17 protein-coding genes are annotated in these 20313 nt (G+C 38.1%); 15 read left to right on the top strand and 2 right to left on the bottom strand.

All coding sequences use genetic code 11. The features are described from left to right. Positions 1 to 148 precede the first annotated feature (148 nt). The 10 genes from abc-f (at position 149) to QNH20_RS13140 (ending at position 9564) form a co-directional block, all read left to right on the top strand. Complete coding sequence (gene abc-f / locus QNH20_RS13185) at positions 149 to 1861, top strand: ribosomal protection-like ABC-F family protein (RefSeq protein ID WP_283918468.1); 1713 nt, start codon at positions 149 to 151, stop codon at positions 1859 to 1861. 952 nt (positions 1862 to 2813) lie between these two features. Further along, a complete protein-coding gene (gene mtnA, locus QNH20_RS13180; RefSeq protein WP_283923314.1) occupies positions 2814 to 3860 on the top strand; it encodes an S-methyl-5-thioribose-1-phosphate isomerase in 1047 nt (348 codons plus the stop codon). Positions 3861 to 3882: 22 nt separating this feature from the next. Then, positions 3883 to 4677, top strand: a complete 795-nt coding sequence (locus QNH20_RS13175) for a class II aldolase/adducin family protein (protein WP_283923313.1) — start codon at positions 3883 to 3885, stop codon at positions 4675 to 4677. 152 nt (positions 4678 to 4829) lie between these two features. Next, positions 4830 to 5366 carry a redoxin domain-containing protein gene (locus tag QNH20_RS13170; RefSeq protein ID WP_283923312.1) on the top strand — a complete coding sequence of 179 codons (537 nt, stop codon included), beginning with the start codon at positions 4830 to 4832 and terminating at the stop codon, positions 5364 to 5366. Positions 5367 to 5518: 152 nt separating this feature from the next. Next, positions 5519 to 5650 (top strand): FbpB family small basic protein, encoded by a 132-nt coding sequence (locus tag QNH20_RS13165; RefSeq protein WP_283923311.1) that lies wholly within the window; start codon positions 5519 to 5521, stop codon positions 5648 to 5650. Positions 5651 to 5716: 66 nt separating this feature from the next. Then, complete coding sequence (locus tag QNH20_RS13160) at positions 5717 to 5863, top strand: acid-soluble spore protein N (RefSeq protein WP_024026884.1); 147 nt, start codon at positions 5717 to 5719, stop codon at positions 5861 to 5863. A 134-nt stretch (positions 5864 to 5997) separates the two neighbouring features. Continuing rightward, on the top strand, positions 5998 to 6213 hold the full coding sequence (gene tlp, locus QNH20_RS13155) for a small acid-soluble spore protein Tlp (RefSeq protein ID WP_283923310.1): 216 nt from the start codon (positions 5998 to 6000) through the stop codon (positions 6211 to 6213). Positions 6214 to 6416: 203 nt separating this feature from the next. Beyond that, the gene (locus QNH20_RS13150) at positions 6417 to 8744 is read left to right on the top strand and encodes an AAA family ATPase (RefSeq protein WP_283923407.1); all 2328 of its coding nucleotides are present in this window, start codon (positions 6417 to 6419) and stop codon (positions 8742 to 8744) included. A 28-nt stretch (positions 8745 to 8772) separates the two neighbouring features. Next, positions 8773 to 9201 (top strand): acyl-CoA thioesterase, encoded by a 429-nt coding sequence (locus tag QNH20_RS13145; protein ID WP_283923309.1) that lies wholly within the window; start codon positions 8773 to 8775, stop codon positions 9199 to 9201. 45 nt (positions 9202 to 9246) lie between these two features. After that, positions 9247 to 9564, top strand: a complete 318-nt coding sequence (locus tag QNH20_RS13140; RefSeq protein ID WP_283923308.1) for a hypothetical protein — start codon at positions 9247 to 9249, stop codon at positions 9562 to 9564. Positions 9565 to 9671: 107 nt separating this feature from the next. On the opposite strand, the gene QNH20_RS13135 is transcribed toward QNH20_RS13140, so the two are convergent. Next, positions 9672 to 10823, bottom strand: coding sequence for a CapA family protein (locus QNH20_RS13135; RefSeq protein WP_283923307.1), 1152 nt, complete (start codon positions 10821 to 10823; stop codon positions 9672 to 9674). Positions 10824 to 10930: 107 nt separating this feature from the next. Beyond that, positions 10931 to 11530 (bottom strand): glycerol-3-phosphate 1-O-acyltransferase PlsY, encoded by a 600-nt coding sequence (gene plsY, locus QNH20_RS13130; RefSeq protein WP_283923306.1) that lies wholly within the window; start codon positions 11528 to 11530, stop codon positions 10931 to 10933. A 171-nt stretch (positions 11531 to 11701) separates the two neighbouring features. On the opposite strand from plsY, the gene QNH20_RS13125 reads away from it, so the two are divergent. From QNH20_RS13125 to parC, 5 genes are all read left to right on the top strand, one after another. Continuing rightward, positions 11702 to 13441: a glycosyl hydrolase family 18 protein gene (locus tag QNH20_RS13125; RefSeq protein WP_283923305.1), complete on the top strand. Its 1740-nt coding sequence runs from the start codon at positions 11702 to 11704 to the stop codon at positions 13439 to 13441. Positions 13442 to 14138: 697 nt separating this feature from the next. Further along, on the top strand, positions 14139 to 14990 hold the full coding sequence (locus QNH20_RS13120; RefSeq protein WP_283923304.1) for a sensor histidine kinase: 852 nt from the start codon (positions 14139 to 14141) through the stop codon (positions 14988 to 14990). Between the two features lie 119 nt (positions 14991 to 15109). Beyond that, positions 15110 to 15532: a CoA-binding protein gene (locus QNH20_RS13115; RefSeq protein ID WP_283923303.1), complete on the top strand. Its 423-nt coding sequence runs from the start codon at positions 15110 to 15112 to the stop codon at positions 15530 to 15532. Between the two features lie 280 nt (positions 15533 to 15812). Next, positions 15813 to 17795: a DNA topoisomerase IV subunit B gene (parE, locus tag QNH20_RS13110; protein WP_283923302.1), complete on the top strand. Its 1983-nt coding sequence runs from the start codon at positions 15813 to 15815 to the stop codon at positions 17793 to 17795. Beyond that, complete coding sequence (parC, locus tag QNH20_RS13105; protein WP_283923301.1) at positions 17792 to 20230, top strand: DNA topoisomerase IV subunit A; 2439 nt, start codon at positions 17792 to 17794, stop codon at positions 20228 to 20230. Before parE ends, parC begins: the two co-directional genes overlap by 4 nt. Positions 20231 to 20313: the final 83 nt, after the last annotated feature.

The following is a 20313-nucleotide window of genomic DNA, read 5'->3' as shown; positions in this document are numbered from 1 at the left end:
TGAAGTATAGGATTAGTCTGTCCTTTTTTATGTCCTGATCGTATTAATAAAACCTTATTAAGGCTTATTTGTTGACCAATTTTATTGGCAGCGGACGATTATTTTTCGACATAAACTCTCTTCAGGTTCTTATGAAGGGGGTTTTTTTATGTTTAATAAGCAAACATCCAATTCAGTGATGATAAATGTAAAGGGGTTAGAAAAAAGCTATAATCTGCAAAAAATCTTGGATAATATTCAATTTGAAATTAAATATGGTGAGAGAATCGGACTTGTTGGACTAAACGGTACAGGGAAAACCACATTAGCCAATCTCATTTTCGGCAAGATTTTACCTGACAAAGGGGTAATTGAGAAATCGAACGATTTAAGAATAGGATACCTTTCACAATCAATTGACTATGAAGTGAATGATTTTCATGAATTTATGTCAGATGTCGCGGATAATGACCTTTTTCAGCATGCCAGTGAACTTGGACTCAGAAAAGTATATGACTGGGAGGATAACCGACTGTCCCATTTAAGCGGCGGGGAAAAACTAAAGCTTGCACTGTCAATGGTTTGGGCTTCAAAGCCAGATTTACTAATCTTAGATGAACCTACTAATCATTTAGATTTTCACGGGATTGAGTGGCTGATTACCGAATTAGAAAAGTTCCATGGACCAGTTTTAATTATCTCACACGACCGTCATTTTTTAGATAAAACAGTCAATCGAATATTTGAATTAGAAATTGGGAAGATTCATTTTTACAACGGAAATTATAGCAATTATCGGAAGGAAAAACAGCTGAGAGTAGAAAATCAACGGCACCAGTACAATGTCCAACAGCGCCAAATAAAATTAGTTGAGGAGCAAATGGACCAGTTAAAATCTTGGTCGGAAAATGCTCATCGTAATTCAACAAAACAAGAGGGCTTTAAAGAATATCATCGGGTAAAGGCAAAAAAGCGAGATAATCAAGTGAAGTCGAAAATGAAGCGCCTACAAAATGAGCTAGAAAAACATAAAGTAGATAAGCCTATTGAAGAAACTAAAGTTCGATTTCAGTTTGAACACCAAGGGAAGAAAGGAAAACGGATTATTGAGGCGAATAATCTTTCTAAAACATTTGACAACAGGACTCTTTTTCGAGATTCCAGCTTTTACATTAATCAGGGGGAACGAATTGGATTCTTAGGGGAAAATGGTTGTGGAAAAACAACGTTAATAAAGATGATTTTTGGTGTGGAGCAGTCTTCGGACGGAGAGCTGTGGAAGAGTGAAAGCATCAAAATTGCTTATTTAAGCCAGGATGTTTCTGATTTACCTATTGATAAATCGACTTTGGAAGCACTAGGCTATACGGACAAAGAGAGTATCCTTAAAACAAGAACCTTACTAGCAAATTTAGGGTTAAAAGAAGATCATATATCTAAGCCAATCGGTTCCTTAAGTCTTGGAGAACGGACTAGGGTTAAGCTGGTTGATATGTTAATGCAGGAATATGACGTACTTATTTTGGATGAACCAACCAATCATCTTGATTTACCCAGCAGGGAACAGCTCGAAAAAACCTTAAATGAGTTTACTGGCACGATTATTACCGTTTCTCATGATTATTATTTTCTAAATAAAATTTGTGATCGACTGCTGGTGTTTGAAAATCAACAAATTAAGCGGTTTGAAATGAAGCCGGAGGAATATCTTACTAAAGATAAGAAGAATGATGAGAATCGTAGAAAAGAAGCTCTAATGATTATTGAAAATCGCATAGCTACGATTCTTGGTGAGCTTTCATTAATAGATCAGGGGGATCCAAAATATCTCATATTGGACCGTGAATTTAATCAGCTTCTCAAAGAAAAGAAAAACCTCTGAAATGAGCCTATGGTCATCTAAGGGCACCTTTAAGTGACCGGTTTGTGTTGATGTTGTACCTGACACATAGAAGAGCTCTAGGTACCTCTCAATGAAGTGAAACTCTAAATATGGTCTCGTAGAAATGCTTTACGTGACCTAAAAAGAAGGGAAATCATATTAGGGTCACGTTGAAGAGCTCTATGTGATCGAAAATAAAGTGAAAACTTGATTTCGGTCCAAAGTGCAAAACTGTAAAAGCAGGTGAAATTTCACCCCCAAATCACAAAAAATTAGTCAATGAAAACGTAATATGATACTCAGAAAGAATGGCTCGAAGTTTTCCAAGCCATTCTTTCTATTTTGCTGGTTAAAAACCATTATGTGATTGGGACCTTAAGCCCTGTATTCGGACAGGTAAAGGCTATTTCCTGCTTGGCTTGTCCGAATAAGCCTCACATTCGGACTATCAAAGGCAATTTTACTCTTGTCCTGTCTGAATGAGACTTACACTGCTACCATCAACAGACGAATCCACAAAAAAATAAGCTTACATTATCGACGTTTTTCTTAATACAAAATCGGATGCTTTAGTTGAAATAAGGTGAAACCTTAATTTGATTGTCATTTTTTCTTTTGAATCACGAAATCGATCTCATGTGTTGATTTAGATATCTCTTAAAACTTCATTTTGAGCACCTCTATTAAAAAGATGTAAATTCATAATTGTACGCGAGTGCTTCCTCCACAAATGTTCTCCCTAAAAAACGGCTGTCACCTAATACAAGATCTACAAAGTATTCCCTCTCCTTTTTCTTCCTTCATCAAACTAAGTCAATTGCCTTAATAACACCTTCGATCATTTTCAATAATGAAAAGTATTGCATATATCATTAATATTGTTAAAATTACAGTGGTAGAAGACTGAAAATTCGCACCGAAAGTGTACGTATTGAAGGGGAGATGACTTTCCATGGAAGACAGTTATTTACAATCCGTTTCTTATGAAAACGGTGTATTAAAAATATTAGACCAAACTAAAATTCCAAATGTAACAGAATTTCTTGAAATCACAAAAATTGAAGATGCATGGGATGCAATTAAACAATTGAAAGTGCGTGGTGCTCCAGCAATAGGGATTGCAGCTGCCTATGGGTTAGTGGTGGGCATAAAGAATGCTCCTGAAAATTCTTTTGAAGATTTTTACGCTTTTTTTAAAAAACAAGCTGAATATTTAGCTACATCACGTCCAACAGCTGTTAATTTATTTTGGGCATTGAAACGAATGGACGAGCGGGCAACTAAAGAATTAGAACAACCAGTTCAAAAAATTAAAGAAGCATTAGAGCTAGAAGCTCAATTGATCAGAAATGAAGATGAAGAAGTATGCCGTACAATCGGGGAGCATGCGTTAACACTTTTACATGACGGTATTGGAATTCTTACCCATTGCAATGCTGGCGGTATCGCCACAGCAAGATATGGAACAGCACTTGCACCTCTTTATTTGGCAAAAGAAAAAGGCTGGAATATTAAGGTCTTTGCAGATGAAACGAGACCACTTCTGCAGGGCGCTCGCCTGACTGCCTGGGAGCTAATGCAAGCAGGGATTGATGTCACTCTTATTACGGATAATATGGCAGCAATGGTAATGAAGAAAGGCTGGGTTCAAGCTGTGATTGTTGGATGTGACCGTGTTGCAGCCAACGGGGATGTTGCAAACAAAATTGGAACCTACGGAGTGGCACTCCTGGCAAAAGCACACAATATTCCTTTTTACGTAGCAGCACCACTCTCTACGATCGATTTAGAAACAAAAACAGGGGTAGATATTCCAATTGAGGAACGCGAAGCAGCTGAAATTACCGAAGGTTTTGGCAAAAGAACAGCTCCTGAAGGTGTGAAGGTGTTTAATCCCGCATTTGATGTCACACCACATGAATTGGTTACAGCTATTATTACCGAAAAGGGTATCCTAACTGGAAATTATCAAGAAGAGCTGCCAAACCTTTTTCAATAGAAATCTGGAAAGTGGGTTGCTTATGATTACAGAAATAAAGTATAAAAAACAAATTTGTGATATCGGAAGGCGAATTTACGATAAAGGGTTTGTGGCTGCCAACGACGGCAACATTTCCATTCGGATTAATGAAAATGAATTTCTCATCACCCCAACAGGTGTCAGTAAAGGTACACTAACACCCGAAATGATAATTAAAGTAGATGGTCAAGGAAATGTACTTGATGGAGATTATCGGCCGACCTCTGAAATGAAAATGCATCTTCTTGTCTATCAAGAACGTCCAGACATCCAAGCCGTAGTCCATGTTCATCCGCCATATGCAACAGCATTTGCCATAGCGGGAATTCCCTTGGATCAGGCGATTATGCCAGAATCAGTGGTCTACCTCGGAACTATACCAATTGCTGAATATGGAACCCCTTCAACGGCAGAAATACCAAATGCCATAAGGAAGTACGTACACGAACATCAAGGTGTGCTTTTAGAAAACCATGGCGCATTAACTTGGGGTAAGGATTTGGAACATGCGTATTTTCTAATGGAATCGTTAGAATTTACAGCAAAAATAAATTGGATCACGAAACAACTAAATGGAGACCGTGAGCTTTCGAAAAAGCATGTTCAAACACTGGTCGAGTTGAAAACAAAAATGGGGATAAAAGGGAAGTCACCGCTAGGGGTTGAAACCCAGAACGGTCTCCATGCGGAAAAAATAACCCCTTCACGTGAACGTTCATTATCCGAACAAGATTTGAACTTGATAGTTGAAAGGGTCTCACAAAGCATTATGAACGAATTGAAAAAGTACCTTTAGAAAGCAAGCGAATGGAAGCTTGCTTTTTCATTTATTTAATCTAAAATATAGATAAAGGAAATTGTCACAGTTTCGGCATATACAAGTTTGGTTTCAACTGAGTTTATAGTGTAAAATCAATGTTGCAAACTACATAAAGGAGGTCTTCGGGGATGGTCAAAAAAGTAATTGCTGCCGTTGTCTTAGTTACATTACTTACTGTAGCAATTGTTCAAGCAATGGATAAAAAGACAGATGCACCCGAAAAGACAAGCCAAGCATCAGCTACTAAAGAAGGTCTTTCGATTGGGGCGAAGGCACCTGATTTTGAACTAAAAACATTGACTGGAGAAACGGTAAAGCTTTCGGATTTAAAAGGGAAAAAGGTGATGCTAAACTTTTGGGCAACTTGGTGTGGGCCATGTAAAGCAGAAATGCCGGAAATGGAACAATTCTTTAAGCAAATCGGTGATGATACAGTAATTTTGGCTGTTAACATTGATCCGCAATTAGATGTCCAAGCGTTTGTAGACGAATATAAATTAACCTTTCCTATCCTTCTAGATGCAGATGACAAAGTAAATGAAACCTATCAGATCATATCAATACCTACTACTTATTTTATTGACAGCAAGGGGATCATTCAAAATAAATTTATTGGCACCATGAAGCTCGATAACATGCAAGATTTTACAAAAAAATTAAATTAAACAATAGACATTGGTTGATGCCAATGTCTTATTTTTTTCAAAAAATTAATGTCATTTACAAAAAATCGATATAATTTTCAAAAAGTTGTAATAATTGCAACCGTTTGCGGGCATAATAACTGTTAAAATAGGAATTAAGGAAGGTGATATCAATGAGAAAACCTAGAAAATGTTCTTTCGCAGAACTTGTATCTGAAAATAAAACTCAACTTTTAAAAGATCGTGCTGCGATGGAAAAAATTGAACAGCGCATAGAAGAAAAACGTCTCGGAAAAGCGGAATAACTCAAAAGTTTTCCAATCATCTTTTCTTACCCTTATGGGCAAAATGTTCATAAGGAGGGATTTGACATGAGTAATGAAACAGGCTATAAAACAAAACGATTTAAACCAGATCATATTGGCACACAACCCCGAGGATTCGGTGGAAATAAGGGCAAAAAGATGCAAGATACTTCCGGTAAACATGCCCAAGTAATGCAAACTAAAGGTGAATAATGATGTATATAAGACCCATTGGCCAATCCAGGGGTCTTTTTGTCAAATTCAATACCATTAAATTTTTGTGATATTTTTTCTCCACCGTTACAAACTATATTTGTACCAAATACTACATGAGGAGGATTTTTATCATGGACTATAATAACCAACCTAAGCCAGATGATCGCAGTGATAATGCTGAAAAGCTCCAATCTATGATTGAGGATACAAAGGAAAATATCCAAAAGGCGGAAGAATCCATGCAATTTACAGATAGTGAGCAGCAACGCCAGCAAATTGAAGAAAAGAATCATCGGAGAAGAGAAAGCATTGAATCCTTCCAAGCAGAGATTCAGGATGAAAGTTGAAAATTAAGCTTTTTAAAGAAAACTCGCCGATTGGCGAGCCCCTAAGGGCGAAGACAGAGGCGTAGTTGCACTTATGCGTTAGGAAAGTATAAATATGAAAAATTTACTTTCCTAATAGCTAAAAAAGGACCAAAATGGGTCCTTTTTTTTTTCTATCCTGAGCTGTTGTGGTAATATAAAAAGGAATTTTCGAAAAAGAAGTGATGAGATTGAAACACCAAGGAAACCAGCGTTCAAGATACAATGAGCAAATTATTCAGTGGGAAAAAGAACTGAATGAAACTGGAGTAATAGTAGAAGAAAACGAATTAATTACCGCCTTAAGTCAAGAGTCAGATCCAATACAGCTATCAAAGCTGCTAACACTAGCCGCTGTATCACGACTTGGACGAAATAAAGACGATTCATTGGCTGCTGTTTGGCTTGAAAAAGCGCTAGAGCTTCATCCCGAAAACCAAAAAGCTAAAGTATATATGATTCAGTCCGATTGGAAAAAGATGCATAACTTGCTATCTGTACTTACTTTTCCGCCAATGCGTGAAACGGATAATCGAACAGCGAAAAAGAAAACAGCCGAGGAATTCATAGATGTCTGTCAAACTTTTTTGGCCGAAGCGGATATAAAGCTGCACGATTTACAAGCTATGGTGGAAATAACCTCTACTATGGTAAATAACGACCTTTTCCAAAGGCATCAAAAGCTGGCTGATTTACTATCTTCAGCAATTGAAGAAACAAAGAACCTCTTAAAAGCTGCAGAAGAATATGATCAATCGATAACAGGGGTTTTCCATACTTCAACCTATTATGAAGAGTTGAAATTGCATATGGCTGCTGTAGAAGAAATTAAGCAAACTTGGAAACAGCAATTTCTGGAAGAAGACGAATTTGAGCCAACAGAAGAAAATGCTTTGGAACAGTTGAATAATATGATAGGTATGGGTTCGGTAAAAAAACGAGTTAATGATTTCTACCGTTTTTTAAAATACCAAAAACATAGAAAAGAATTAGGCTTTCAAATTAAAGATGAACTAAGTCTTCACATGATTTTAACAGGAAATCCAGGCACAGGAAAAACCACACTCGCTAGGTTAATGGCAAAGATCTATCATGAGCTCGGAGTCTTGCCGCGGGCGGAGGTTATTGAAACCGACCGCTCACAGCTTGTCGGTTCATATGTAGGACAAACGGAAGAAAACGTCCGCAGCATTGTTGAGCGATCAATCGGCGGTGTGTTATTTATAGATGAAGCCTATAGCCTAAAACGTAAGGGCCAAACAGGAAATGATTACGGACAAGCAGCGATAGATACTCTTGTTTCACTCATGACAGGTAGTGAGTATGGCGGAAAATTCGCAGTTTTTTTAGCGGGTTATCCCGAAGAGATGCGCTCGTTTTTAGATGCCAATCCTGGTTTACGCAGCCGATTTCCACAGTCGAACTTTATTCATTTGCCAAATTATTCGAACGAGGAGTTAATACAGATTGCCGAGCAAGTTGCAGCAGTGAATGATTATATCCTAACGGAAGAATCTAAAATTGAAATAAACCATCGACTTGATCAGGAACAGGTCGATGAAACATTTGGAAATGCCAGGACAGTCCGTAATATCGTATTAGATGCTATTTTTAAAAAGGGGGCAGACAACGAAAAAACGGACGTAGATATTTTAGACTATATGCTACTCAATAAAGAGGATTTTCAAACGAAAAAAGAGAATATTGCTGAATCACCACAAGAAAAGCTAAACCGCTTAATTGGCCTCGGAACATTAAAAGTAGAAATGAAGACGCTTATTTCATTTGTAAAAATGCAACAGTTTAGAAGAAAAAAAGGACTGCCAACTGTTCCTATCCAACTTCATGCTGTATTCACTGGAAATCCAGGCACAGGAAAAACAACTGTTGCAAAAATCTACGCTGAGTTTTTAAAAGAATGCGGAATTTTAAAAAGAGGTCACTTAATTGTTGCCAGCAGAGCAGATTTTGTCGCAGGATATGTTGGTCAAACAGCAGGAAAAACGAAGAAAAAGATAAGGGAAGCGCTTGGCGGTGTCTTATTTATTGATGAGGCTTATTCACTTTTTAGTCATACAGCAGGTGATTTTGGAAAAGAGGTCATTGATACGCTCGTCGATGAAATGACAAAGCAAAACGAAAACCTTGTGGTAGTGTTAGCCGGTTATCCAAATGAAATGGATCAACTGCTCGAAAGTAATCCAGGTCTACGCTCAAGGTTTAAAAAGTTCTTCCTTTTCCCGGATTACTCCTCAGAAGAATTACTCGAAATTATGACTTCCTATGCTGAAGGCTTCCAGTACAAAATAACTGAAGACGCAAAGAATCTATTGATTCAAACATTAGAAACGGAAGTGTACAATGGGAATGGCCGATTTGCGACAAACTTGGTAGATGAGATGATTCAGGCGCAAGCATTCCGATTATTGGATACAGAAGAGGATGAAAGTCTATTTGAAAAATCGATCTTTCTTGAAGTAGAAGATGTTAAAAAAGCCATAAGGAAAATGTAACTTAGAGGGCAATGAAAGGAACGTAGTTATGGATAATTATTTTGTTTCGACAAGGGAAATTCAGCTATATTACGCAGATACAGATATGATGGGTGTCATCTATCACGCAAATTATTTAAAGTTTTTTGAACTTGGCAGAACCGGGTTGATTGAAGATCTCGGCTATAACTACCTATCAATGGAGGAGTCTGGGTATTATGCACCTGTCTATGATATTCAAATTACCTACAAAAAACCATTACGATATGGAGACAAAGCATTTGTAAGGACTTGGGTCGATTTTAATGACGGAATTAAAACCATTTATGGCTACACAATAGTAAACGGGGATGAAGAGGTATGTGTCGTGGGGACGTCTACACACATAATCGTCAAAAAAGACAATTTCAGACCGACATCATTTAAAAAGACTTTTCCAAAATGGTACTTAAAATACGAAGAAATCAAGAAAAAATAATTTCTAGGAAAACCTCCAAAAACTTATACATGTGAGGTGACAGCAATGGCCTTTGGAATAAAACGACAAGAACTAATTGAATGGAAAAGAAGAATAGATCATGGAGAAATTGCCTTTTTAACCCATTATTGGCTTGATGATCGCTTTCCAGGAAGTAAGACAGTAACAAAAGTCGGTTGTCATGATCTTGAACGATTAGCTGCTTGGGGGCAAAAACACGGATTAAAAATAGAATGGATTCATCACAGGAAAGATGGTTATTCTCATTTCGATTTAATCGGTATGAGACAAAAAGAAATTTTACTGAATGAGGGCTTAATCGAACATATCTGGGAAAATAGTTCAGGCACACTTGAGAAATGATTATTTTTCAAGTGTGCCTTTTTTATGGATCTAAACAAGTTTTTATCCTGTTCATTGTACGCTATAAGGTAATACCAGTTATATTTTTACTAGAAATAAAGCCCCGTTCAACGGAGCCATTGGTTCATATGCTCTTGAATTTCTTTGTATTTTGCGTCTGCATTTGAAAGGCCATATTCTCCTGCTTTTTCTAAAGGTACAACACGGAAATTATGATACCTTTGACTTGTTACGAATGTTGGATAGAAAACAGGGTTTGAAACCTCAATTTTGTTTCCTTTTTCTGAAACATGTTTAGTAACTTCAATGGTAGCTAATCCGCCAATATCTTTATAATCACCATTTTGCCCAGAAATAAAATTTCCTAAAGAATAGATAACAAACGATTTTCTGCCATCAGTCGTCTGAATCCATTCCATCGGCTGTAAAACATGGGGGTGGGAACCAAAGATGATGTCAACCCCTTCATTTGCCAGAAACTCAGCTAAATCCTTTTGATCATTTGTAGGAATTCTCTGATATTCATTCCCCCAATGGATGCTCATTACGATTACATCAGCTTCTTTTTTTGCACGATGAATTTCATCCTTCATAATTTCGCGGTCAATCAGGTTAACGAGAAAGTCTTTTCCCTTTGGAACAGGGATCCCATTTGTGCCGTATGTGTAGGAAAGAAACGCAATTTTTATGCCATTTTTATGGATGATTCGTAATTTCTGACGATCCTTTTCATCAAGGAAGCTCCCTACATGAGGTAACCCAATGCTATCTAAATAGGCGGCCTCCGATTGAATTCCTTTTTCCCCTTTATCTAATGTATGGTTATTGGCCGTAGAAACAATATCAACGCCTGAATGGACGAGGGCATCTGCGACCTCATGCGGGCTATTGAACATGGGATAATCGGAAAGCCCAATCTCAAGCCCCCCCAACACGCTTTCCTGATTTGCCGTTAGTACATCTGGCTTTTCCAAAAGAGGTTTTATAGGTTCAAACATAGGATCAAAATTATATACAGCACCGTTAAAAGCATCAAGATAGACAGGACTATGAATAAGAATATCTCCGATTGCTCCAATGGTTATTTTTGCTGTCATCTCATGATTGACATTAATGGATGGCCGTGGCTTATGTTCTTTAGGAGAATAATACTTATCTTCCTTTACAGAATCTTTCTTTTGCTGAATCAGCACGACTGCCGATACAGCAATACAAACCATAAAAATAATAAAAGAGGGAAAAATGGCCTTTTTCTTCATAAAATCTCCTTGTCAAATCAAGTTATCAATCAAATTTTATCTTTCTCGTTTATCATACTATAAAATAGTAATAAAAAAAGGCTATAAAAGAACCGGTTAAGGTTCCTTTATAGCCATTTGATTTTTGGTTCTGTTTTATTTATAATTCTGGAAATATTTGCCCGGTGCCGGTAAATGACAAACGATGCCAGTAAGAACACAACGATGAGTAAAGGGATGTCCCATTCACGCACAAACCCAGATATTAAGGCAAACAAAATAGCGGTAATTCCTCCAATCATAGACGATAAGGAAACATATTTTGTTATGTACAAACTTATAAAGAAAGCCAATAAGACTGTTAAAAACAATAAAGGTGCACAGAACAATAAGACACCGCCAGATGTGGCAACAGCCTTACCACCTCGAAATCCGGCAAAAATAGGATAGGTATGTCCAACAACAGCAAAAACACCAGCCAATAATGGATTTATATCAATCGAAAAGAGAACCGGTAAGGATGCTGCTAACGTTCCTTTCAGAATATCAGCGAGTGTTACTGCTAGCCCTGCTTTCACTCCAAGTGTGCGAAAGGTATTGGTCCCCCCTAGATTTCCGCTCCCATGCTCGCGTATATCCGTTTTGTAAAAAACCTTGCCGATAATTAAACCAGACGGTATCGAACCAAGCAAATAAGCAAGGATCAAGACTAAAATAATTTGAACCATTAACAATTTCTCCTTCAATATAAGTTCGAGTTCTTCTATTTTACCACGTATTTTTGAAAAAACACTATTGCTTTTACCATTATCTTAAAAGTTTAGTTTTCTCGGTGTGTAAAAAATACCTTCTCATTTCCAATAAGATACTTTAGGATAGAAATAAGGAGGATTAAACACATGGCTCGTATTGAATATCATAATAATAAAAAATTTACTGCGAAATGGATTATTGGAGGACTTATTAGTGCATTTGTCCTCATTATTTCATCCATTTTTCTATTATTATATCCTTTTGCTTCAACCGATAAAAAAACGTATTTTCAAGGTGAAAATCCAATCCTATTCAATGGAAAACAACAGGGGAATGCACTAATTGAAGGAAATACGTGTTTTGTCCCACTTAGATTTTTAAAAGATAACATTGATAGCACCATTATGTATGATGAAAAATCAAAATCGGTTATCATAACCACCAGCGATAAAGTTGTCCAGATGCCAACAGATTCTTTAACATATTTTGTCAACCAAAAGGAGGTTCAATTACAACTGTCACCTATTATCACTAGGGAGGGAGAAACGTTTGTTGCCCTTGATCCGGTCCTTACTTTTTTCCAAATCCAATATAAAAAATTGCCAGATAGTAATGCTATTTGGATTCAACAGGATGGAGAGAAATATGAGAATGGGAGATTGACAGATAAAGATATTAACAAAGAAAAACTTAGATTGAGAACCGAACCTTCATGGCATTCACCATATACAGCTGAAATGACCAAAAACGAATATGTCACCATCGAAGGTGAAAAAGGAGAGTTTTATCTTGTCAGGAAAGCAAACGGAATCAACGGTTTTATAAAGAAAGAATATGTTCATAAGAAAGAAAGCGTAAAAATCAATATACCGACACAAAATAAAAATTTTCAGATGCCAAAAATCAATGGACCAATTCAGTTAACATGGGAAGCAGTTTATACGAAAAATCCCGATTCCTCTAAAATACCTGAAATGGCGGGTGTTAATGTGGTATCGCCTACATGGTTCTCCCTCGCTGCAAATGATGGTTCAATTAAAAACCTTGCTTCACTTGAATACAGCAAGTGGGCCAATTCAAAGGGATATCAAGTATGGGGACTGTTTTCAAATTCATTTGATCCAGTGCTAACTCATGAGGCATTGAAGGATTTTGACACTCGGCAAGCCATCATCCGACAATTACTTCATTATAGCCAGATGTACGAGCTGCAAGGAATCAATTTTGATATCGAAAATGTAAATCCAGAAGATGGACCGCTTGTCACTCAATTCATGAGGGAGGCAGCACCATATCTGCATGAAGCTGGTTTAGTAGTTTCAATGGACATCACCTTTTCAGCCGGTGAAAACAATAACTGGTCTTCCTTTTACGAAAGAACGAAGCTCGCCCAAATTGTCGATTATCTAATTGTGATGGCGTATGATGAACATACTGGTGCGGCAACAGGTGCAGGCAGTGTGGCCAGCTTACCGTGGGTTGAGAGTAACCTTGAAAACCTGCTAAAAGAAGTTCCAAATGAAAAGTTAATCCTTGGCGTTCCATTGTATGCAAGACTATGGAAGGAACAAACTAATGCCGACGGCACCACTGAGGTGACCGCACAGGCTCTTTCAATGGATAAAGTTAAGGCCTGGCAAGCTGAAAAAGGAGTACAGCCAAGTTATGATGAAGAAAGTGGTCAAAACTATGCAGAATATGTAGCTGCTGACGAAAACGCCACATATAAAATCTGGATAGAAGATGAAATGTCTTTGAAAAAACGAGCGGATTTAGCCGCAAAATATCAACTGGCTGGAATTGGAACATGGTCAAGATTATTTGGAGACCAAACAGCTTGGACAGCATTAAATTTAAATGGTGAAAAAGCAGTAACACAAAAATAAGGGGAATAATAAAGGATCTTTTGCAGGTCCTTTATTATTCCTTTTTTTTAATTCGTCTAAAGTAAGAACAATTAAGGACAAATTTATTACAAAAATATGGAGAATTTTCAAACCATTTGTAAACTCGTTGAAAGCCATGTATTGAGCCCCTATAATTTAGATAAAGCAAAACTTCTATTAGTGGAGTTTTTTTCCAATCTAACTGATTATTTGTCCTTTTCTACTGTCTCTATTATCAAGGCTATCGCTGATAAAATGACAGTACGAACCCGAAAGGTTAAACTAAGCCAATGAAAAGCATATCGGCACGTTTCACTGTATCTCACCAAACAGGGCTTTTACAGGCAGTTCCCACTTATTCTTCTTAATACCTTACACTTTGATGAGGGAGTCTTTCTGCCCGTAAATCCGGGATAAAATCAAATAAACAAGCAAGCAAAAAAACCGGCCGAGTCAACACGAATAATGGTCGGTTTGTCTTATAATTTCCCAATCTTTTCTATGGAAAAGGGGTAGAGTCGCAAAGGTGAATCAGTATGTCAAATTGTATTGGAAATGAAATTTCAAACGACGAATAAAGTGAAATCATCCTCTGCTCACACGCCTTTATCAGGTTAAAAGGCTGGTTTTTTGAAAATAGTTTCCATTACAGTCGATGGCATCTGAACGCCATATTAGTTTAAGGGAGTGAGGGCCTGTGGAAGAGAAATCGGAAAGTGAAAAGAATTATCAAGAATTACTAAAAAAGTATGAGTTAGTGGTAAACCAAAACCGATATTTAGAAAAGCGAATTCAAGAGGAGGTGACAAAGAATAAGCAGAAAGATCATATATTAATTGAACAATCTAGACTTGCTGCCATGGGTGGAATGGTTGCGAGTATTGGGCACCAATGGCGCCAACCGTTAAATAATTTATCTCTATTAATACATGACGTAAGAGAGGCACTTGAGTTCGGCGAAATTGACGATCAATATATTGACCGATTCACTAGGGAGAGTATGCTCCAAATTAAGCATATGTCTCGTACTATTAATGATTTTCGGAAATTCTATAAACCAAATAAGGAAAAAACACTTTTTTCCGTCGGAGATTCGATTGAAGAAGCATTGTCAATTTTTTCAATGAGTCTTAAAAATCATGGAATTCAAGTTGAATTTGAATACAGGGGACAGCAGATGGCCTATGGCTATCCGAATGAATATAGCCAGGTAGTGCTCAATATTTTAACAAATGCCCGAGACGCCTTTGTCCAAAAGGATATTAACAATCGCAAACTTCGCATCAATATTGGTGAAACAGGAGAAATTGTTACAGCAGAATTCATAGATAATGCAGGTGGAATTGAGCCGACTCTACTAAAGAAGGTCTTTGATCCCTATTTTACGACAAGGCAAAATGGAACTGGTCTTGGGCTATATTTGACGAAGATGATTCTCAAGAAGATGAACGGAAGTGTTTCAGTTGAAAATACAGGTGATGGAGCAAGATTCTGCGTGTCCGTCCCTAAGATCGCTGCAGCCATCAAGCCCGAACTTGTTTCAGTTTAAAAAAATTCTCACTCTTGCTCCCTAAAGATGGGAGCTTTGTTTCTTTATGGATAAGAAACATTATGCTTTTTTAGGAAGATAAGGTAAAATAAAGAAAAAAATCTATAGGGGTGGTATTCATGGCAATCGAGAATCCAAGTCGCGAGGAAATTGGTGCTATATTAAACAAAGCAAAGAGAATTGCAGTTGTTGGATTAAGTAATAATCCAGAACGCACTTCTTATCAAGTTTCAGCAGCGATGCAAAAAGCTGGGTATGAAATCATTCCAGTTAATCCAACGATTGACGAGGTGCTTGGTGTGAAAGCAGTGGCATCCTTAAAAGACATTGAGGGTCATGTTGACATTGTTAACGTATTCCGGCGCTCAGAGCAATTGTTTGATGTGGCTAAGGAATTTGACAAAATCGATGCAGACGTCTATTGGGCGCAGCTTGGACTTGCTAATGAAGAAGCGTACGAATTTTTAAAAGAAAAAGGCTATACTGTTGTCATGGATCGTTGTATTAAGGTGGAACATGCAGTAACAAGGAACATGCGTTAAAAAGAATCGTCTTTTCTTTTCAAAAAAACTGCTGATAATTGGCAGTTTTTTTCTTTTTTTCTTCCTAAAATGTGTAAATAAAATATTACAAAATAGAGTTATTTTAAAATACATATTTGCCAAAATGAAATAAATCGCTACAATTAAGCATAGACGCCACAAGAACATATGTTAAAATAAATGTGGCAAACGCTAGTTCTATATAATTTAAATAAAAGAATACATGATACTCTAAACAAATTAGTTAGTTTTTCTTGTAATGTATGAAAGGGGTATTTTAGTGGCAAGGAATCAACAACAAGCTTTTGATTATAATGATGATGCCATACAGGTACTTGAAGGCCTTGAGGCGGTTAGAAAACGCCCTGGGATGTACATTGGCAGTACAGATTCACGCGGTCTTCATCATCTCGTATATGAGATTGTCGACAACTCTGTCGATGAAGTGCTCGCGGGATTTGGTGATCAAATCATTGTAAAAATACACAAAGACAATTCTATTAGTGTTATTGATAAAGGACGCGGAATGCCTACAGGTATGCATAAAATGGGTAAACCAACACCTGAGGTCATTTTAACAGTGCTTCATGCCGGCGGAAAATTTGGCCAAGGCGGTTATAAGACAAGCGGCGGGCTGCATGGTGTTGGTGCCTCTGTCGTCAATGCGTTATCAGAATGGTTGACCGTCACGATTAAAAGAGACGGATTTGTTTATGAACAACGTTTTGAAAATGGCGGAAAGCCTGTTACAACACTCGAAAAAATTGGCAAAACAAATCAATCAGGTACGACTATTCATTTTAAGCCTGACCCGTCCATTTTTTCGACTACTACATATAACTTCGAAACCTTATGTGAGAGGTTAAGAGAATCCGCCTTTTTGCTAAAGGGATTAAAAATTGAAATCCATGATGACCGCAATGACTTTCATGAAGTGTTTCATTATGAAAATGGGATTGAGGCTTTTGTCGAATATTTAAATGAAGAGAAGGATGTTCTCCATCCTGTTGTCAGCTTTGAAGGGGTACAGAATGGTATTGAAGTCGATTTTGCCTTTCAATTTAATGATGGCTATTCAGAGAATGTGCTCTCGTTTGTCAACAATGTCCGTACAAGGGATGGCGGTACCCATGAGGCAGGCTCTAAAACGGCAATGACTCGGGTATTCAACGATTATGCTAGAAAAGTGTCCTTTTTAAAAGAAAAAGACAAAAACCTAGATGGTGCAGATATTCGCGAAGGATTATCAGCGATTATATCCGTTAGAATTCCCGAAGAGCTGCTTCAGTTTGAAGGACAAACGAAAGGGAAACTGGGAACAAGCGAAGCCAGATCGGCTGTTGACGCTGTCGTTTCAGAACATCTCTGGTATTTTCTTGAGGAAAACCCTGATATAAGCTCCCTGCTGATTAAAAAATCGATTAAAGCCTATCAAGCACGAGAGGCTGCAAGGAAGGCTCGTGAGGACGCACGGAGCGGTAAAAAACGAAAGCGCGGCGAGGCTGTTTTATCCGGTAAACTAACACCTGCACAATCCCGTAATCCACAAAAAAATGAACTTTATTTAGTCGAGGGTGATTCTGCAGGAGGTTCTGCGAAACAAGGACGCGACCGGCGCTTTCAGGCAGTATTACCATTGCGAGGTAAGGTCATAAATACCGAAAAAGCTAAACTGGCCGATATTTTTAAAAATGAAGAAATCAATACAATTATTCATGCAATTGGCGGCGGAGTTGGAGCAGATTTCAATGTAGATGACATTAACTACGATAAAGTGGTTATAATGACGGATGCCGATACAGACGGAGCGCATATACAAGTACTATTGCTAACCTTCTTTTATCGCTATATGAAGCCGCTTGTTGAAGCAGGAAAAGTGTTTATTGCCCTGCCGCCACTTTATAAAGTAAGTAAAGGTACAGGCAAAAAAGAAATCATTGAGTATGCCTGGAATGAAGAGGAACTTCAAACAGCAATGAAAAAGGTCGGCCGAGGCTACATTATTCAACGATACAAAGGTCTTGGTGAAATGAATGCCGACCAGCTTTGGGAAACAACAATGGATCCAGAGACAAGAACGCTCATTCGCGTAAAAATAGATGATACTGCTAGAGCAGAACGCCGTGTTACAACACTTATGGGTGACAAAGTAGAGCCGCGACGGAAATGGATTGAAAGTAATGTGGCATTTGGTTTAGAAGAAGATGACACCATTTTAGAAAATGAAAATATTACGGTCTCCGAGGAGGGTTCTGAAGGATGAGTGCAACTGAAAAATTCCGAGACTTACCTCTAGAAGATGTACTGGGTGATCGTTTTGGCAGATACAGTAAGTACATTATTCAAGAACGTGCCCTGCCGGATGCCAGGGACGGTTTAAAACCGGTACAACGAAGAATTCTCTATGCGATGCATGTTGAAGGCAATACGTTTGATAAAGGCTTTCGAAAATCTGCCAAAACGGTTGGTAACGTTATCGGTAACTACCACCCGCATGGGGATTCCTCCGTTTACGAAGCCATGGTGCGGATGAGTCAGGATTGGAAAGTCCGAAATGTTCTCGTGCAAATGCATGGAAACAACGGAAGTGTCGATGGTGACCCGCCAGCAGCCATGCGTTATACGGAAGCACGACTGTCAGCGATAGCTGCAGAACTTCTCCGTGACATTGAAAAAAATACGGTTGAATTTATTCCAAACTTTGACGATACATCGAAGGAACCAACTGTCTTGCCTGCGATGTTTCCTAATTTACTTGTGAATGGCTCAACAGGAATTTCTGCCGGTTATGCAACAGATATTCCGCCGCATCATCTTGGTGAGGTTATTGACGGGGTTATGATGAGAATGGATCAGCCAGACGCTACGATTGATGACCTGATGTCGGTTATTAAAGGTCCGGATTTCCCAACTGGAGGGATCATCCAAGGTATTGATGGGATTAAGAGAGCCTATGAAACTGGTAAAGGGAAAATTATCGTTCGTGGGAAAGCAGAGATCGAAGAGATACGAGGCGGTAAACAGCAAATTGTCATCACAGAAATTCCATATGAAGTGAACAAAGCAAATCTTGTCAAAAAAATGGATGAGTTCCGTCTCGATCGAAAGGTAGAAGGAATCTCTGAGGTTCGTGACGAAACAGATCGGACAGGTCTCAGAATCGTTATTGAGTTAAAAAAGGATGCCGACGCTGAAGGTGTCTTGAATTATTTATATAAAAATAGTGACCTGCAAGTAACCTATAATTTTAATATGGTTGCCATCTATAATAAGCGCCCTAAATTAATGGGAATCCGTGAATTACTTGATGCCTATATAGGGCATCAAAAAGAAGTGGTTTCAAGAAGAACCCAGTTCGATCTTAACAAAGCGAAAGAACGCCAGCATATTGTTGAAGGATTAATGAAAGCTTTATCCATTCTTGATGAAGTTATTGCCACCATCCGTGCGTCAAAGGACAAGCGGGATGCGAAGGACAATTTGATTGCTAAATATGCGTTTACCGAGCTGCAGGCTGAGGCGATTGTTTCCTTACAGCTCTATCGCTTAACCAACACAGATATCACCGCATTACGGGGTGAAGCGGAAGAATTAGCAAAGAAAATTGAAGAGTGGACGAGTATTTTAGCAAGCGAGAAAAAGCTTATCTCCGTTATTAAAAAAGAATTAAAAGACGTGAAAAAACGCTTTGCAGATGAGCGCCGTTCAAAAATTGAAGCAGAGATCGAAGAGTTGAAAATTAATCTTGAAGTAACAGTTCCTAGTGAAGATGTAATCGTCACCGTAACGAAGGAAGGTTATGTAAAACGGACAAGCCAGCGTTCATATGCTGCTTCAGGTGGTCAGGATCTCGCAATGAAAGATTCAGACCGTTTATTACATCAACTTGATATGAACACAAAGGATGTACTGCTTCTTTTTACCAACAAAGGAAACTATCTATTCTGCCCTGTTCATGAGCTTCCTGATATCCGCTGGAAGGACTTAGGCCAGCATGTGGCTAATATCATTCCAATTGAACGAGATGAAGAAATTATCAAAGCGGTGCCGGTTAAGGAGTTTGATACAGAAGCCTTCTTCGTTTTTGTTACGAAAAATGGTATGGTCAAGAAAACAGAACTGAAAGCATATAAAGCGCAGCGGTACTCTAAGCCCCTTGTCGCCGTCAATCTTAAAGACGATGATCAAGTCATTGATGTACATCTAACAGACGGGACAAAAGAAGTTTTCCTAATCACAAACCTTGGCTACGCCCTCTGGTTCCATGAGGAAGAAATTAGCATTGTTGGTATTCGAGCAGCAGGTGTAAAAGGAATTAACTTAAAAGATAACGATTTTGTTGTCGGGGGTAAACTGATTCATGCAGGCAGTAATGAATCAATATTGATTGCAACCCAACGAGGTTCAGTGAAAAGGATGAAATTAAAAGAGTTCGAAAAAACAACCCGTGCGAAACGTGGTGTAGTCATCCTTAGGGAACTCAAATCAAATCCACACCGTATCATGGGGTTTGTTGTGGCGAACGATCATGACGATATTTTTATCCAGACGGATAAAGGTTTTACAGAAACGTTAAAAACAGACAACATTCGCTTTAGTGACCGTTACTCCAACGGCTCGTTTATCCTCGATGAAGATGAAAACGGGAAGGTAACGAATGTATGGAAAGTAGAAGCACCTGAAACCCCTTGTGAATAATATTTATTGGACTCTCTAAAAATTAGAGAGTCCTTTTTCATCTTTTTACCAAAAATGGGCATACTAACTAATAACAGAGAGTA

The organism is Neobacillus sp. WH10, assembly GCF_030123405.1.
Lineage (GTDB): Bacteria > Bacillota > Bacilli > Bacillales > Cytobacillaceae > Neobacillus.
Note: the sequence above shows the minus strand (reverse complement) of the source record. Positions and strands in the feature narration are given on the sequence as shown.